Source organism: Endobacterium panacihumi (assembly GCF_050847465.1).
GTDB classification, from domain to species: domain Bacteria; phylum Pseudomonadota; class Alphaproteobacteria; order Rhizobiales; family Rhizobiaceae; genus Neorhizobium; species Neorhizobium panacihumi.
In genome coordinates this window covers 23,598-41,299 of the sequence record NZ_JBOZRA010000007.1, presented here as the reverse complement: position 1 = coordinate 41,299, position 17,702 = coordinate 23,598, and the positions used below count along the sequence as shown (strand labels likewise).

Annotated in this window: 12 protein-coding genes; 7 read left to right on the top strand and 5 right to left on the bottom strand. The window is 61.6% G+C overall.

The annotated features are described in order from the left end of the window. The first annotated feature begins 11 nt into the window (after nt 1-11). The 7 genes from tssG to ACRQ1B_RS23625 are packed head-to-tail and all read left to right on the top strand — an operon-like array spanning nt 12 to nt 10,997. A complete protein-coding gene (gene tssG, locus ACRQ1B_RS23655; protein ID WP_432296588.1) occupies nt 12-1,070 on the top strand; it encodes a type VI secretion system baseplate subunit TssG in 1,059 nt (352 codons plus the stop codon). Beyond that, a complete protein-coding gene (locus ACRQ1B_RS23650) occupies nt 1,060-2,280 on the top strand; it encodes an FHA domain-containing protein (protein ID WP_432296587.1) in 1,221 nt (406 codons plus the stop codon). Before tssG ends, ACRQ1B_RS23650 begins: the two co-directional genes overlap by 11 nt. Beyond that, a complete protein-coding gene (tssK, locus tag ACRQ1B_RS23645) occupies nt 2,270-3,610 on the top strand; it encodes a type VI secretion system baseplate subunit TssK (RefSeq protein WP_432296586.1) in 1,341 nt (446 codons plus the stop codon). The genes ACRQ1B_RS23650 and tssK overlap by 11 nt, the downstream gene beginning before the upstream one ends. Further along, the gene (gene tssL, locus ACRQ1B_RS23640) at nt 3,607-5,139 is read left to right on the top strand and encodes a type VI secretion system protein TssL, long form (RefSeq protein WP_432296585.1); all 1,533 of its coding nucleotides are present in this window, start codon (nt 3,607-3,609) and stop codon (nt 5,137-5,139) included. Before tssK ends, tssL begins: the two co-directional genes overlap by 4 nt. Then, nucleotides 5,136-8,627, top strand: a complete 3,492-nt coding sequence (gene tssM, locus ACRQ1B_RS23635; RefSeq protein WP_432296584.1) for a type VI secretion system membrane subunit TssM — start codon at nt 5,136-5,138, stop codon at nt 8,625-8,627. Before tssL ends, tssM begins: the two co-directional genes overlap by 4 nt. An 11-nt stretch (nt 8,628-8,638) precedes the next feature. Further along, nucleotides 8,639-10,111, top strand: a complete 1,473-nt coding sequence (gene tagF / locus ACRQ1B_RS23630) for a type VI secretion system-associated protein TagF (protein ID WP_432296583.1) — start codon at nt 8,639-8,641, stop codon at nt 10,109-10,111. Then, a complete protein-coding gene (locus ACRQ1B_RS23625; RefSeq protein ID WP_432296582.1) occupies nt 10,101-10,997 on the top strand; it encodes a serine/threonine-protein kinase in 897 nt (298 codons plus the stop codon). Before tagF ends, ACRQ1B_RS23625 begins: the two co-directional genes overlap by 11 nt. Nucleotides 10,998-11,021: 24 nt before the next feature. Here the strand turns inward: ACRQ1B_RS23625 and ACRQ1B_RS23620 are convergent, their stop codons facing one another. The 5 genes from ACRQ1B_RS23620 to ACRQ1B_RS23600 form a co-directional block, all read right to left on the bottom strand. After that, nucleotides 11,022-12,161, bottom strand: coding sequence for a polysaccharide biosynthesis/export family protein (locus tag ACRQ1B_RS23620; protein ID WP_432296581.1), 1,140 nt, complete (start codon nt 12,159-12,161; stop codon nt 11,022-11,024). 204 nt (nt 12,162-12,365) lie between these two features. Beyond that, a complete protein-coding gene (locus tag ACRQ1B_RS23615) occupies nt 12,366-13,421 on the bottom strand; it encodes an Ldh family oxidoreductase (protein WP_432296580.1) in 1,056 nt (351 codons plus the stop codon). Between the two features lie 74 nt (nt 13,422-13,495). Beyond that, nucleotides 13,496-15,016: an ABC transporter substrate-binding protein gene (locus ACRQ1B_RS23610; protein WP_432296579.1), complete on the bottom strand. Its 1,521-nt coding sequence runs from the start codon at nt 15,014-15,016 to the stop codon at nt 13,496-13,498. Nucleotides 15,017-15,209: 193 nt separating this feature from the next. After that, nucleotides 15,210-16,115: a 5-dehydro-4-deoxyglucarate dehydratase gene (locus ACRQ1B_RS23605; protein ID WP_432296578.1), complete on the bottom strand. Its 906-nt coding sequence runs from the start codon at nt 16,113-16,115 to the stop codon at nt 15,210-15,212. A 24-nt stretch (nt 16,116-16,139) separates the two neighbouring features. After that, nucleotides 16,140-17,657: an aldehyde dehydrogenase (NADP(+)) gene (locus tag ACRQ1B_RS23600; protein WP_432296577.1), complete on the bottom strand. Its 1,518-nt coding sequence runs from the start codon at nt 17,655-17,657 to the stop codon at nt 16,140-16,142. Nucleotides 17,658-17,702: the final 45 nt, after the last annotated feature.

Here is a 17,702-nt window from a genome sequence, read left to right as displayed (position 1 = left end):
CGTTTCACCCCATGGATCTCTCGACGCTTCGTCAACCCGACGCACCACGCGACACGCTTGTCGACCTGCTCGAACGCGACCCCGGCCGCTTCGATGCGGTAACGGCTTTCCGCGTCGCGCAGACGGCTGCCGGTACGGGTGAGACGAGCGGCGAGCTGGAGATCGCCTCGCATATGGGTGTTTCGCCGGCACCGCTGGCCGTCAGCGGTTTTCGTCAGAAAGGCGCACGCGCCTCTATCCGCAGTGCGCTCGCCGGGCTGACCGGGCCGCTCGGCTCGATGCCGGCCAACTATAACGAACTGATCATGCGCGAGGAGCGGAACAAGTCGAAGGGGCTGGCGGCCTTTTTCGACTTGTTCAGCGCACGCATGGCAGAGCTTTTTGCCGATGCTTCCGAAAAATACCGCATCGCGCGCCGCCTGCGCTGGGGCCAGCGCCGTGAAGATAACGGCTTTATCACCACGCTGTTTGCGCTGACCGGCTTCGGCACCCGCAAGCTGAAGGAAACCAGCGGCATCGACGAGGATGTCGTGCTGCGCTTTTCCGGCTTTTTCGCATCGCGCAACCGCAACCCCGCCAATCTGCGCGCCATGCTCAGCGAATTCAGCGGCCTGCCGGTGGAGATCGAACTGTTCCGCCCCCGATGGCTGACCATCCCCATTCAGGAACGCAGCAAGATGGGCGCACCGCAAGGCGTCCAGCTTGGCGTCAACGCATCCGCCGGCTCCGCCATCCATGATTTCAGCGGCGGCTTTCGCGTCATCGTCGGCCCGCTCGCCTATCGCGACTACCTGTCGCTGACGCCGGGCGGCCGCAACATCACCGAATTGTTTGCGCTGACACGGCTTTATGTCGGCTCCGCGCTCGATTTCGACATTCAGGTCATCCTCAAGAAAGAAGACGTGCCGTTCTGCCAGCTTGGACAGGGTGATGCCGCCGGTTCCGGTGATCAGCCACGACTGGGCTGGAACAGTTGGGCGCGCGTCGCGCCGGCCGCGAAAGACAGCGACGATGCCGTGATCGTCGAGCCCCGGCCGGCAGCGGTTTTAGGAGGCGAACATGCGGCTTGAACTGAAAGCCATCACCGGCGCCAGCGCCTTGCCGGCCAGCCGGACAAAATGGTTCTTTGAGCAGGGCAAGCGCACGCTTGGCCGTTCGCCCGATTGCGACTGGCAATTGCCGGAGGACCAGCGTTCGATCTCGAAACTGCATTGCACGATCGAGCGTGATGCCCGCGGTTTCGTGCTGCGTGACCAGAGCGCCAACGGTTCGCGGGTCGATGGCGTGGTGGTGCATGAAGGTGAAACGGCGCGGCTGTCCGATCAGTCGCGGCTGGAAGTCGGCCCCATCGCCTTCTCGGTCATCATTACCGGTGAGGCGCATCAGGATGTCGACGATCCGGACAGTTCTTACGCGATCAGTGACGAACCGCTGACCATTTCCGCCATTCTGGCCGATATTGCGCCGGGCGGCCGCACCGCGACCGGCGTTCTCGGCAACAAGATGTCCGAGGACTGGCTGGAGCCGATCGTGAAAAAGGAAGGCCCCTCGCCCTCGCGCAATGTCGATATCGGCTGGAACGGCCCGCCGGAAATCAAACCTTCCGGCAATCTCCTGCCCGATGACTGGAATTTTGACGCCGACAAACCGGATCATTCGGAATACGGCAATTATCTCGAGCACAATTCGGCAACGCATGTGACGATTCCGGTTGCCAAGGCGCGTCCGACCGAGGCGTTGCAGACCGTCAACGACAATGCGCCACAGCCTGATATCGAGCCCGTGAAGGCACCGGTGCAGCCCGTTGTCGCACCGGCTCGCAATGTCGATATCGAAGCAAAACTCAACCCGCTCCTGCAGCGCTTGGAAGATGCGCTGGAGGCGAGTTTTGCCACGTTCGGTCTGGATTTACCGGCACCGGAAATCGAGCAGGATTTCTTCAACAGCAGCAATGCCGATACGCTGGTGACCCGTATCGAGGAACTGGCGAGCCGCCAAGCCAAGCTGCAGGCGGCGCTGGAAAATCTCGTGCATCACGTTGCCCAGGAAATGGAGCCACGCATCATCGAATCCCGCATCGATGCGGCAGGTTCGATGGCCTCCTTCGGTTTCCTGCGCGGCCGCGACTACTGGCAGTCTTACAAAAATCAATTCGAAAAAGACGGCAGGACGCTGTCGGTTCAGGACGTTTTCCGCGACGCCATGATGCGAACGCAAGACGGGAACCGCATGGCGAACCTGCCGAAAGCAGAGAGAGAAGACCTGAACGATGAGAAATGAGAACCGGGTCGCCTGGAGCGAAGGCATGTTCCTTCGCGTCCAGCATTTCCAGCAGGCGGACCGCTGGACGGAAAGGCTGGTGCGCACCACGACGCGCGGCCTTTCCGCCTATCCGTGGGGCGTGGCTGAAATCGGCATCGACCGCAGCGCGCTCGCCATCGGCCAGTTCGCGCTCGCCAATCTGCGCGGCATCCTGCCGGACGGCACGCCTTTCGAAGCGCCGCTCGATACCGACCTGCCGCCGGCCGTCGATCTCGATGAAAGCGTCAAGAACGCCATCATCTATCTGGCGCTTCCGGCCCGCCAGCCGGGCAAGCCGGATGTGGCGCTGAACGGTGGCGCCCGTTTCAACAGCGTGCGCATGACCGCGTCCAATTACGAAGCGCCGGACGCCAATGTCGAAACCGATTTCATGGCACCGATCGATGTCAGCCGCTTGAGCCTGCGTTACCTGAAGACAGGTGACGACCTTGCCGGTTACGAGCTGATCGGCCTTGCCCGCGTCATCGAAGTCCGCTCCGACCGCGCCGTCATTCTCGATCCGGATTTCATCGCCCCCAGCCTCAACTGCGCCGCCGAGCCAAGGCTTTCCGAGCTGATGACCGAACTGCTCGGCATCGTGCGCCACCGCGCCGAGGCGATTGCCGAGCGTATCGGCGACCCGACCATTCGCGGCACGGCCGAAGTCGGCGACTATTTTCTGTTGCAGATCCTCAACCGCGCCGACCCGATGCTGAAGCATATTGCGGCCAATGCAACGCGCATCCACCCGATCGATTTTTACGAGACCTGCATCCAGCTGGCCGGAGAACTCGCCACCTTCACCACCGAGCGCAAGCGGGCGACCGATTTCCCGCCCTACCGCCACGACGACCTGAAGGCGACGTTTGCCGCCGTCTACGAAGACCTGCGCGCCTCGCTGTCCTCGGTTCTGGAACAGGCGGCCGTTTCGATCGAGCTTGCCGAACGTCGTCATGGCGTACGCGTCGGCACGATCAACGACCGTTCGCTGCTCAAGGATGCCGGTTTTGTGCTCGCCGTGCGTGCTGAAATGTCGGCGGAAGATGTCCGCCGCAAACTGCCGTCGCAGATCAAGGTCGGCCCGGTCGAGCGTATCGCCGAACTGGTCAACGTCGCGCTGCCGGGCATTCCGGTGCGTCCGCTGCCGGTTCTGCCGCGCCAGCTGCCTTACCGTTCCGGCACGATCTATTTCGAACTCGACACCAAAAATCCGCTCTGGAAGCAGCTTGAAACCTCGGGCGCCATCGCCCTGCATCTTGCAGGTGATTTCCCTGGTCTCGAAATGGAAATGTGGGCCCTTAGAGAATGACCAACGAACCCGCATCGAAATGGCAGAGCCTGCCGACCGTCGTCGAACTGACCGAAGACGGCATCAAGAAAAAACAATCCGCCGCACGCATGGCGGAAATGCTGGACGACGTGCTCGACACGCCCGGCATCGACGACCTTGCGCCGAAACCGCTGCCGAAAGGCGGCTGGTCGGTGGAAACGCTGGTGCGCGATTTCCGCTTCGGCGGTGAGGAAGTGCCGACGCTGGTGCGCTCCGCCGCACCGCTGCTGAACCTCGCGCATGCGCTGCGTTACACCGACGAACAGCCGGATATGGAACAGCTGCGCCGCGTGGCAGTGGAAGCGGTTGGCCGTTACGAGCGTGATCTCGCCGGTTCCCGCATCAGCCCGGAACGGGCGCGTGCCGCCCATTACATTATCTGCGCGACCGTGGATGATGTGGTGCTGAGCAAGCCCTGGGGCGTGCGCGCCGGCTGGGCGCGTTCCGGCCTCGTTTCCACGTTCCATATGGATGTGACGGGCGGCGACCGCGTTTTCGATCTGCTTGACCATTTCCATCAGAGCCCGGGTGCCAACAAGGACCTGCTGCTGCTGATTTACCTGTCGCTGTCGCTTGCCTTCGAGGGCCGCACACGCGTGTCTGCGCGCGGCAATCTCGAACTCGGCCGTATCCGTGACAGCCTCTACAAGACGCTGCTTGGCCAATATGGCGTCTTCGAACGCGAGCTTTCGCCACACTGGAAAGGTGTTTCGGCAAAACACAAGCCGCTCAGAACCGCCGTGGCGCTGTGGACGCTTCTGTCGCTGCTCGCGCTGGTGTTTGCGCTTGGCTACCTGTTTTTCACCTTCTCGCTGAACAACGCGTCGGACAATACTTTTCAGCAACTGGCGCAACTTTCGCCAGCTGACGCGCCCAGCATTCTCATCAATCCTCCACCGAAAGAGGCCGAGCCGGAGATCATTGCCAAGATCACGGAGCCGCCGGTCAAGCCACAACTGGTGCCGGCGAAGCCGACAAAACTTGAAAACTTCATGCGGTTCCTGCAGCCGGAAGTCGAACAGAACCTCGTGTCGTTGCGGGAGACCGCCAAGAACCGTGTTCTGGTGCGCATCAACAATGCCGGTCTTTTCGATGTCGGCAGCGCCGAGGTCAGCGACGAGTTCAAGCTGCTGATCTCGCGTATCGGCGGGGCGCTGGCGCAGGAGAATTTCCGCGCGGTTGTTGTCGGTTATACCGACAATGTGCCGATCAAAACCATCCAGTTCCCGTCGAACTGGCATCTGTCGCAGGCGCGCGCCAAATCCGTGGCCGACATCCTGGCCGCCTTCACCGGCCCCGGCGCCATCATCGCCGAAGGTCGTGGCGAGGCGGATCCGATCGCCAGCAATGCCACGCCGGAAGGGCGTGAAAAGAACCGGCGCACGGAAATTCTCGTTCTGGCCGACCCAGAGGAAGAGTTGACCGGCGCGGGCGCCACCTCGCCGCCTCTTGAAGTTGATATTCGAAATATGCCGGCCAACCCGGCAGTAGAGGGCCATTCGCCATGAACCCGATTGGCATGTTTTACACGCTCCGTTCCTATGTCGAGGCCTATGCGGGCCTTGTCGGACGGAGGTTCATCTCGGTCATCTGGGTGGCGGCGATCTGCATCGTCATCTGGTTCTATGGCTATCTGGCCGCCTTCGGCGACTTCAAGCCGCTGGCGACCCCCACCAACCGCATCATCCTGATCGGCGTCATCATCGCCGCCTGGCTGGCCTATCTGATCTATTCGGTCATTCGCGACCGTCGTCGCGACAAGCAGCTTGTCGACGGCATCGAGCGCGATGCGGAATCGGAAGCCGCCGCCAGCCAGCAGGCTGAGGTCAACGACATCCATAACCGCCTGAAGGAGGCGCTGCAGCTTCTGCGCCGCGTCAGCAAGAAGCGGTTCGGTTATATCTACGAGCTTCCCTGGTACGTCATTTTCGGTGCCCCCGGCTCCGGCAAAACGACGGCGCTGACCAATTCCGGCCTGAAATTCCCACTCGGCGATGCGCTGGGCAGCAATTCCGTGCAGGGTATCGGTGGTACGCGTAACTGCAACTGGTGGTTCACCGACGAAGCGATCCTGATCGATACGGCCGGCCGTTACACGACGCAGGACGACCTCAACGGCTCGGCAAAGGCCGGCTGGGAAGGTTTTCTCGGTCTTTTGCGCAAATACCGCCGCTCGCAGCCGATCAACGGCGCGCTGGTCACGCTTTCGATCGGCGATCTGCTGACCCGTGATCCGGAAGCACAGCGCGAGGAAATCCGCGTCATCCGCCAGCGCCTGTCCGAACTGGACGAAAAGCTGCAGGCGCGCGTGCCGGTCTATCTGGTTCTGACCAAGGCCGACCTCCTGACCGGTTTCGTCGAGTTCTTCGACGGCTTCAACAAGTCCGACCGCGAACAGGCCTGGGGCACGACCTTTGGCCTCGACGAGAGCTACAAGACGATCGATCTTCCCGATCGGTTCACCGAGGAATTCACGCTTCTGCAGGAACGTGTCGGCTCTATGCTGATCGAACGCCTGCAGCAGGAGCCGAATGCCGAATTGCGTGGCCGCATTTTCCGTTTCCCGGCGGAACTGGCGGCGCTGAAGGAACGCCTGCACGATGTGATGAGCGAACTGTGCACCGGCTCGAAGCTGGTGGAGCCGCCGCTGCTGCGCGGTATCTATTTCGCCTCCGGCACGCAGGTCAACGAGACGGCGGTTTCAACCTCCGCCCGTGCACGCCGCAGCTATTTCCTCTCGCGCCTCTTCAAGGATGTCATCTTCGACGAAGCCTCTCTGGTTTCGCGTGATCGTCGTCTTTCCGGCCGACAGCTGCTATTCCGCCGCGCCGCTTATGCCGCTGCCGTCTTGGTACTCGCCGTGGTGCTGACAAGCTGGACGGTCACCTATTTCCAGAACAAAGCAGCGCTCATCGCCGCCGAAGAACATATCGATGCCTATGAGAAACTCGCACAGGGCATCAATGTGCGCGATGTCGCCGATGCGGATTTCCTGCGCATCATGCCGGCGCTGGACAATCTGGCGGCAGTCACCGGCGATTTTTCCAGGGATCGTGTCTGGCCCGTCAGTTTTGGCCTCGATCAGGAAGACAAGGTAACCGGCCGCCATCGCGATGCCTATCAGCGTGCGCTGAATGCGCTGCTTCTGCCGCGCATTCTCGTGCAGTTGCAGAAGGACATGGCCGACACTAGCGATGTGGCAAAAACCTTCAACGCCCTCAAGCTCTACGGCATGCTGGGCGGGCTCGGATCGATGGACCGCGAATTCATCGAGCTTGAAACGCAGGACATGTTCAATGCGCTTTATCCCGGCGATGGTCGTGCCAACGCCCGCAGATCGCTGAATGCACATGCGGCTGCCATGGCACGCGGCACGCTGCCGCCGATCGGCCTCGATCCCTACCTGATCGCCAAGGCGCGCGAAACGATCCGCTCCCAAAGCCTTGCCAACCGCGCCTACGATATCCTCAACGACTATCGGGCAGCGCGCGCGCTGCCCGCCTGGAACCCGGGCACCTCGCTTGGTCCGGTCGGTGAACAGGCCTTCGAGCGCAGTTCCGGCGCGCCGCTTCGTGAAGGCATTCCCGGCCTGTTTTCCAGCAATGGTTATCGCAGCGTCGTCCTGCCGAAAGTGTCGGATGCCGCTCGCACCGCCATCGAGGAAACCTGGGTCCGCAACGAGGAAAACCCGGCGGGCAGCACGATCGAGGCGATCACGCAGTCGACAATGCAGCTCTATTTCGACAATTTCGAAAAACGCTGGTCCACCGTTCTGACCGATATGCGGGTGAAACCCTCGCAGACCATCAACGATGCGGCAGAGACAACCAAGACGCTGGCGACAAAGCCGGTTACCCCGGTCGAAATGCTCGCACGGTCGATTGTGGAAAATACAGACCTGCGCAATGCCGGCACCGAAATCGCCTCGGCAGCGACAAGCAGCGCCGTATCGTCCACGGCACTGGCCGGGGTCACGAATGCGCCGGATCCTTATTCCGGACTTCGCGAAGCGCTGGCGGAGCCGACTGACGGCGCCGCTGCTGCGGTGACCGGCGGTCAGCCTGCCGATGGCCCGAAATCGCAGATCGGCCAGCTTCAGCCGGCCCTGCAAAAGGTTGCCGACCAGCTGTTCCGCGCCACGACCTCATCGGCGGAAGTCGCCAAGGTCTTTGACGTCGACAGCCAGTTGACCGATGCCAATCAGGACCTGTTGCAGCAGGCCCGCCGCCTGCCCAATCCGGTCGATGCCTGGATGGCCGGCGTCGCCGCCGACGTCGGCTCGCTTGCGGTCAAATCGGCGCGCGCCCGCATCAACGATGCTTGGGCGGCCGAAGGTGCGAGCTATTGCTCGAACGTCGTCACCGGCCGTTATCCGTTCGAGCGGGAATCGCCGCGCGATGTGGCAATGACCGATTTCGTGCGTCTGTTCGGCCCGAAAGGCCTGTTCAAGAGCTTCTTCGATGCCCGGCTTTCCGCCTTTGTCGACACCAGTTCGTCGCCATGGGGCTGGAAGGGCACGTTTGGCGCGGCCAGCATTCCGAGCGAGGCGATTGCCCAGTTCGAAAATGCCGACAAGATCCACCGCGCCTTCTTCCCGGCAGGCAGCGAAAGCCCGTCCATCGCCATCAACGTCAAGCCGGTCTCGCTGTCGGACAATGCCAATGCCGTCATGCTGGAAATCGAGGCGGAACGTCTCGTCTATTTCCACGGCCCGGTGCAGGCGAAATCGATCGCATGGCCCTCGACGGATGCCAGCAACCTGTCGCGCATCGCCTTCCAGCCCGGTGGCTGGCAGCAGGCGATTACCGAGAATGGCGACTGGTCGCCTTTCCGGCTGTTCGACAGCGCAAACGTGACCTCCGAAGGTGACGACCTGTTCCGCGCCCGCTTCACGCAGGCAGGCAAAACCGCCGAGTTCGAAGTGCAGTTCGGCTCCGTGCTCAACCCGTTCCGGCTGGAGGCGCTGAACGCGTTTTCATGCCCGACACAGTTCTGAGGACGCCGATCATGCCGCCACGTTCCGCTCTCGATCCTGTCAGTATGGAGGCCGACCGGATCGGCTTTTTCGGCAAGCTTCCAAGCCATGGCGATTTTGTCTCGACCGGCCTTCGCCGCTCGGTTCAGGATGCGCTCGATGCCTGGCTGCAGGCCGGCATCGCCAAGGCGCATCATCATGCCGGCGAAAACTGGGAGCAGATTTTTCGCAACATGCCGGCATGGCGTTTCGTCGCCGAGCGTGGCGTCTGGGGGCCGGTCACGGTCGCCGGCGTCATCGTGCCCAGCCGTGACCGGGTGGGGCGCAGTTTTCCGCTGGTCATCACCGCGCAATTGCACGAATTTACCGGCGACACGCGAAAACTCTGCCTGGACGAAACATGGTTTCTGGCGTTGGAGGCTCTGGCCGAGACCGCTTCCCGCCGCGATTTCGATCTCGACACCTTTACCGCCAGCCTGAAGCGCCTTCGACACTTGCGCCCGTCCGACCAGCATTTCGAACAGCGCGCCGGCCAACCTCAACGGCCGGATACGCTCTGGTGGCGCTTTGACCCCGCTGACCGCCAGAACAAGGGGTTCCGCAGCGGCGGAGCACCGCAGCCGACCGATTTTCTGGAACTGCTGATGGCCGGCATGGAGGCATCGGGACCTCCCCAGCCAGAGCCGGTTGCGGAAGCAATGGTGGAGCCGGAGGTCGCGTCGCTTCAGCCGCAACCGCCTGCCGCCGCCAACATCAACAGGATCGAACCCGAACCTGTCCATGAGCCAAGCCATAAGCCTGCGCCTCACCCTGTTGCAGCACCCCGAAATTTTCGCCTGCGGCACGACAAGGCGACCCATGCCGGCACGCGCCTCAGCCTGAATGCCGACGAGATTCTGGCCCAGCATACGCCCTTCCTGTTTGCAGTGGCCGATGGGGTCGGTGACGGCAACGAGGCCGTGGAGGCAAGCCGCCAGACCATCGCCATGCTGGCGGATACTGCGCCGCAAGACACGATCGAGAGCCTTGTTCAGGAAATGAAAGGCAAGCTCGGTCGTGCCAATGGCGTCCTGCAATCGACGGGCGGTTCCTGGGGGCGCAAGCCGCCGAGCGCCAGCCTCGTTTCGCTTGGGGTGGTCGAAGATCGTTTTGCGCTGATCTGGGCCGGCGACGCGCGAGCCTACCTGCTGCGTGATGGCATGATGCGCTGCCTCACACGCGACCATGTGTCGGTTGGTCTTCGCCGCTCCCTCGCACGCGCCATCGGTCTGTCGGGACAGCTTTCGCCGGAAGTCATTATGGATGAGCTACAGACCGGCGATCGTTTTCTTCTCTGCAGCCATCCACTGTCGCGCGTGATACCGGAGCGCAACATCGCCGAAATCCTGCTGTCCGGCGATATCGACGACATCGCCAACACGCTGATTCAGGAAGGCCTGATCGCCAATTGCCGCGAAAACCTCAGCGCCGTCGTGATCGACGTGAAGGATGGCAATGGCCGGTGATCCGGATTTCGGAGAGATAAAAGACCGCTTTGCCAGCCTGTGGCAGAGCCTCGCGCAGGACGGTGCCGGCCAACGCAGCGATGAGGATCGTCGCATGCTTATCGATCGCGTGCGCGACGCGCTCGATCGCGGTGAAAGCCGCATGCGTGACGCACCGGTCGAGATCATCGCCAATACGTTCGTGATCGAAGAGCGGTTGGCCAGCAGCCGTTCCACGGACATTTTTCGCACCCGACATCGCGATCTTGGCTCCTTGCATGCCATCAAGACCCTGCATCCCGACCATGCAGACGACCCGATTGCGCGGCAATTGCTGCTGCAGGAAGCGGAAATCGGTCTGTCGTTACGTCATATGAACATCGTCCAGACGCAGACCCTCCTGCGACTGGACGACGGTCGCCCCGCGCTTGTGCTGGAATGGTGCGAAAACAATCTCGCGGATCGCTTTGACTCGACCTCAAACTCGCTCGACGACGTCCGCCGGATCATGGCAGCTATTTTGGAAGGGCTGTCGGTCATCCATGATCGCGGCATCGTGCATTGCGACCTTTCGCCCGGCAACATCCTGTTCGCAGAGCCGTCGCTTGAAAGCTTGCGAATAGCCGATTTCGGCATCGCACTGCGTTGCGGCGAGGCTCATCGAAATCTCGATATTTCCTTTGCCGGTCATCCGGATTTTGCAGCCCCGGAGCAGAAGGATGGCGTGGCGATAGACCACCGGGCCGATCTGTTTGCAGTCGGCCGTATCCTGTCTCTGATGCTGCGCAATTGTGGCGATGCTGATGCGATCGACCTTCACGCCCTTGCCGGTCGCCTTTCGCAGCCGTTGCCGCAGGACCGACCCGAACATGCAAAAGCCGCCTTGCAGATGCTCGGCGGCTTTTAAAAGTCACTCAGCTAAAAAAGCTGATCAGTTGGCGCCCGGCAGCGGTGCTGCGGCTGTTGCTACGCTCTTCTGGTAGATGGTGAAGAGTTTTGCGAAATCGACCATGCCGGCATTGGTGGCATAAAGCATGTCACCCTTAGCCATCTGGAAACGCTGCATCAACGCCAAGTTGGAAATGTCCTTCATGTCGATGCGGTAAACGGCCGGCTTGTTTGCAACGCTGTAGGTGGTGACCAGCTTCTGCTTTTCAGCAGCGCTCGGCAGCGGCTTGTAAACCGTTTCGTTGCGCAGCAGGTAAACGTTGCGGGCGTTGGCGCGATCGTCCAGCAGACCACCGGCGCGGCCGAATGCCTGTGCCAGCGTCAGTTTGCCCGGTTCGAATTCGAATTCACCAACGCTCTTGAAAGCGCCGAAAGCGGTGAAGGTCGGCGAATCCTTGCCGACAAAAATCTGGTCTTCCGGCAGAACGTAGACGTTCTGGGCATTGTCGTTCATCAGACGCTGGATCGGCGCGCTGGCCTGCTGGCCGCCGCGGATGAGCGTGACGGTCGCAGAACCCGGCGCCGAGGACGAACCGCCGGCAAGCGCGATGGCATCCAGCACACGTTCCTTGCGGGCCGTCAGCGGGAAGCGACCGGCGGAACGGACGTCGCCATTGACGGTGAAGCCGGTGGACGGCTTATCGACGACGGTAACGACGGCCTGCGGATTGACGGCGGACCCCTTGAGGCCGTTGACGATACGCGACTGCAGCGCTTCCGGCGAGGATTCCAGCACACGCTGGCGGCCGACGAAGGGCAGCGTCACCGTGCCGGCAGAATCGACCGTGAACTTACCGAGGTTGAGCGTCTTGCTCTGGGTGGAGGAGAACATGCCCTCTTCACCGGTATCAAGAATGGTGACCTCGATGACATCGCCGCGACGCAGGCGCTGATCGGCATAACCACCCGAACGCATGCCGGCCAGACCGAGATCGGTCGGCGCATAGGAAACGGGCTGCGTGATCGGCGGCGCCATCGGAGCATCCGCAAGACGGGTGACGGGCACGCGCTCTTTGGTCACGGGATCGACAGTATTGTAAAAGGCACCCGCGCCCGGGCCATCGGAAGGACTGGCGCATGCACTCAAAAGGGCTAGAACAACGAAGGGCGCAAGCTTCCGCATCACGTATCCTTGAATAAAAGAATCGGTTCAACGATAAGTATCAGCGAGGTTCGACGCGGCAACACTTCAAGCGGGAAAAAACCAATTGTGACCGTTTCGCGGCCGGGGCTGTGACTTATCCGCAACGCGCATCAGGATAAGCAGGGTAAAAGCCGCAATAGTTTTACCCTATTCTCGATCGACCATCCGTTTTCCGGAATGTTTTCAAGCAAATACTGATGGAATGGCGACGCCCAGACACTCAGCATCGCGACCCAGTTTTTCCCAGGCGACATCACCCACCGAAACACCCTTTTCGAGCGCAGCACGACGTTTGCGTGCAGCGCTGTCACCCGGCATACGCACCGGGCCGTTGTTCCATGCCGCCGGCGGATTGCTGCGGCATTGATCGGCCAGAAAATCCGATTGCGTGGTGAAGGCATCCAGTCCCGCGAAAAATGCCGGATCGATGATCTGTAGAAACGCGCTTTGCGAAAAGACGCCGGCCGGCGCATTGGCGCGTCCCTTGCCGGAAAGCCCCTGCCCCAGCAGTTCGACGATCAACGCAAGACCAAAACCCTTGTGGCCCTTCAGCTGTCCACCCAGCGGCATCATCGTGCCGCCATGCTCCGTCACCTCACGCGGATCGTCGGTCGGTTCGCCCGACGCTGTCAGCGCCCACGCCTCAGGAAATTTCTGGCCAGCCTTCGCCAGCGTCTGCGTCATCGTCGTCGTGGTGATCGAGGCGGAAACATCGATCAGGATCGGATCAGAAGACGTAGGGAAACCGGCCGCCATGGGATTTGGGGTCAAGAGCGGTTTTGTACCGCCATAGGGTGCGACGCGGCTTGCGGCTGGGTGCGACACCGAGATCTGCACGATCAGTCCGCGCTCGGTCACCTGTCGCATGAAAGCGGAGAGCGCACATGTATGGTGACAGTTGCGGATCGCGGCCGTGACCACGCCATATTGTCCGACACGCTCGCAGGCCTGATCCAACGCTTCGGACAACAGCCACGCGCCCGGCAATGATTTTCCGTCCCAGACAAAGGCGGCGCCACGATCATTGACCACTTCGTAGTGCCCGGACTTCGCCAGAGAGCCGTCTTCCAGCGCTTCTATGTACCAATGCAGAAGGCTGACGCCGTGCGTCTCATGGCCGATCATGTCGCCTTCCACGAGAATGGCAGCGGTGGCTTTTGCCTTGTCGGCTTCCATGCCGGCGCGGGTCAGCATGTTTTGGGCAAAATCGGTCAAGGCAGCGCGTTCGATCAACGGCATCTTTACATCCATCATCTGTGGGGAAATGGGTGCGGGCCGCACATGCGGTGCGGCCCGGTTCATTCAGGTCGGGATCACTTGAAGCGGATCTGCGAAAGCTGCAGTTCCGAGTTCGTGGCAATCGTCGGCTTGAAATCCAGGCGCTTGGACACGCGGGTAAAACCAACCATGTGGAACATCGGGATATCGGCGATGATATCCGTGTTGACCTTGGAAAACAGTTCTTTCCAGAGTTTTGTACGCTCGTCGCCGGTGGCAGCGGTCGCCTTGGCGATCATCTCGTCGACAGCCGGATCACGCACCATCGAATGCGAGCCACCGGAGGCGTATTTGACGAACGCGGTGAAGACGGGATCACCAGTGGCATTGTCATGCTGCGACTGGGTGAGCGTCGGGCCGGAATCCTTGACGAAGGGGGCGACGAAATAGCCGTTCCAGACGGAAACGTCATACATGTCGAGTTTGACGTTGAGACCGACCTCCTGAAGCATCGCCATGATGGCTTCCATCGTCTCGGTCGCATTCGGATATTGCCCGTTACGGCCGATGATGCGGATTTCGCGGTCGACCGGTACGCCATCAGCCTTGGCTGCCTCAACAAGTTCCTTGGCTTTTTCAGGGTCATAAGGCCAGGCGGGGATATCCGGGTTATAGCCGATCGTGGTCGGCACCACGAGATGGGTAGCAATCTTGGCTTCGGCCGGGAACAGCGTGCCGAGCATGGCCTGACGGTCGATGGCAAGGTTCATCGCCTCGCGGATACGCCGGTCATTGGTTGGCGCCTCGCGTGTATCGATGCGCAAAGACGTGGTTTCCGAGTTCGGATAGGCGAAATCGGTTTCCTTGTTGGTGGCATCCTGCACGGCAACGGCCGGCACGATATCCGCTTCCCCGGCTTCCACCATTGCGGCGGCAACAGCACTGTCGGAACGGAACAGATAGGTCGCCTGCTCCACCTGCGGCTGTTCACCCCAGTAATTCGGATTGCGCTTCAGCACGATATTCTGGCCGACCGTCCACTGGTCAAACGTGTAAGGTCCGGTGCCGATGGGCTTGCGGGTATATTCATCCGCAGGGGTCGCCTCGGCGGATTCCATCGGGATGACGGTCATCAGCAGCGGCAGGATCGGCTGGGCCGGCTTGGTGGTGATGCGGATGGTGTTGGCATCCGGGCTTTCGAAGGAAAACTCCGTGCCGCCGAGATATTTGCCGCCGACTTCGCAGGTGATCTTCTTGTTCTTGTTACGCTCCAGCGTGAATTGCACATCCTTGGCGGTGAAGGGCTTGCCGTCATGCCATTTCACATTCGGCCGCAGCTTGAATTCCCAGGTGTCGTCATCGACCTGTTTCCATTCGGTGGCAAGGCGCGGCTTCAGTTCGCTGTTGGCGTAATCGAACTCCACCAGCATCTCGTTGACATTCTGCGAGATGACGCGGCCGACATCCTGACGGGCGGCCATGCAGGGCTCGACGACATCGACGGTTTCGGCCAGCACGACGGTGACGTTCTTCTTGGCGTCCTGCGCCAAGGCGGGGATACAGGCCAGGGCGATCAGGGCCGTGGACAGGCAGGCAGTTGCGATCTTGGATTTCATGTCAGTCTCCTCCCATGCGCATGACGCGCGGTTTGCAGTGAATGGCATTCCCTTTTTTAAGGTGGTCAGCAGGCGGCTCCTCTTCGCCGGCAAACCCGATTACGGCACATAAACACTAATGCATGAGCGTATTGTGCAATACGCCCGAAGCAGGCGCCGAGCGGGTAACGAACCCGCCCGGCAGTTCGAAAACTCAGTTCGCCGAGGCGATCAGCTCGCGCATCATCTCGACCTCTTCCTCGGTCAGATCGACCAGCGGTGCACGCACCGGGCCGGCATCAAAACCGCGAAGACGGACACCGGCCTTGATGGCCGAAACGGCATACCCCGCCTTGCGGTCACGGATGCGGGCGAATGGATAATAGAAATCTCGCAGCAGCTGTTCGCAGGTGGCGTCATCGCCGGCGGTAAAGGCCGCGTGGAATTTCAGCGCGGTTTCCGGTACGAAGTTGAAGACGGCGGACGAATAGGTCGGCATACCGGCGCCGCGATAGGCCTGTGCAAAAAGCTCATGCGTGGGCATGCCGCCGATATAGGACAGGCGATCGCCGAGCGCGACGGTGACCCGGCGCACGGTATCGATATCGCCGGTACCATCCTTGAAACCGATCAGGTTGGGGCATTCGTCGGCCAGCTGCGCCAGTTGTTCGGCGGAAACGCGGGCCTGGCCACGGTTATAAACGATGACGCCCATGTTCGTGGATTTGCACACGGCGCGCACACGGGCGGCAATGCCATCGGCGGGCGCTTCGGTGAGGTAATGCGGCAGAAGCAGAATGCCATCACCGCCAGCCTTCTCAATTTCCTTCGCCATGTCGCAGGCGATGCGCGTGCCGTAACCGCAACCGGTGATGACAGGTGCATCACCGGACACGGCGCGGGCGGTTTTCACCACATCCACGACTTCACCGGGGGTGAGCGAAAACAGTTCCCCGGTGCCGCCGGCCACGATCAGGCCGGCGACGGGGTAGGAGGAAAGCCATTCGAGATGCGCCGAGAACGGTTTTTCGGCAAACCTGTCTTCCACGTCGAAAGGCGTGACGGGGAAGGACAACAGGCCGTTGCGGATAATCTCTCGCAGGTCGTTCGGTGCAATCATGAAGGGCTCCTCCTAAGCTTTATTTCAGTTGCGCAGATCTGCCGGCAGCAGTGCCTCCGGGAAATTCTGGTAGGATACCGGACGCAGGAAACGGCGGATCGACATCGTGCCGACGCTGGTGGCGCCGAAATTGGTCGAAGCCGGATACGGGCCGCCGTGCACCATGGAATCCACCACCTCGACACCGGTCGGGAAACCGTTGACCAGAACACGGCCGGCCTTGCGCTCCAGAACCGGCAGCAGTTCCTGCGCGAGGCCGAGATCGCTGTCGTCCATATGCATGGTGGCCGTCAGCTGGCCGGCGAATTTTTCCGCCAGATTGACCATCTCTTCGGCCGAGCCAACACGCACGACGAGACCGAGCGGGCCAAACACCTCCTCGCCGAGAGCATGATCGGCAAGCCATGTCGCGCCTGTGGTTTCGAACAGGTTCGGGCCGGCATTGCGGCCTTCGCTCTCGGTGGAGAGCACCGGGGAAACGGCATTGCTGGAGCGCATGCGCTCGACGCCTTCCTTATAAGCGGTGGCGATGCCATCGGTCAGCATGGTCTGGCCGGCAACCTTTTCGAGACCTGCCTTGGCGGCTGCCACGAATTTATCGGCTTCCGGGCCTGCGACGACGACAGCGATGCCGGGATTGGTGCAGAATTGGCCGGCGCCCATGGTGAGCGAGCCGGCCCAACCGGTGCCGATCGCTTCACCGCGCGCCGAGGTGGCGGCCGGCAGAAGGAACATCGGGTTGACGCTGCCGAGTTCGCCGAAGAACGGGATCGGCTCCGGGCGCTGGGCGCAAAGGTCGAACAGGGCGCGACCACCGGCAAGCGAGCCGGTAAAGCCGACCGCCTTGATGGCCGGATGGGTCACAAGTGCGGTACCGACATCGCGACGGCCGCCCTGAATGAGGCTGAACACGCCAGCCGGCATGCCGGTACGCTCGACTGCGGCGGCAACCGCTTCGGCGATGATTTCGCCGGTGCCGGGATGGGCGGAATGGCCCTTGACGACAACCGGGCAACCAGCGGCGAGCGCGGCAGCCGTATCACCGCCAGCCGTGGAGAAGGCCAGCGGGAAGTTGGAAGCACCGAACACGGCGACGGGGCCGATCGGGCGCTGCACGAGACGGATTTCCGGACGGGCCGCCGGCTGGCGATCCGGCTGGGCGGCATCGAAACGGGCATCGAGATGGGCGCCCTTGCGGATATGGTCGGCGAACAGTTTCAGCTGGCCAGTGGTGCGGCCGCGCTCGCCATTGAGACGACCTTCCGGCAGGCCGGTTTCCTGCGTACCGATCAGCGTCACGGCTTCGCCGCGCTTGTCGATTTCTTCGGCAATGGCTTCGAGGAAGACGGCGCGTTCTTCACGCGACTTGGCTGAATAGGCGGCAAAGGCGCCTTCTGCGGCGCGGCAGGCCTGATCGACGAGATCAACTGTGCCGACGGCAAAATCATGCGCGGGGCCGTGTGCGGGTTCCGATGTGAATGTCGAGGGGCCGGGCGTCCACTGGCCGGCGATAAAATGTTTGCCCGTTGGGGTCCAGGTCATCAATGCTCTCCTTCCGAAGCGTTCGCTTCGGTTTCCTCTGTATTG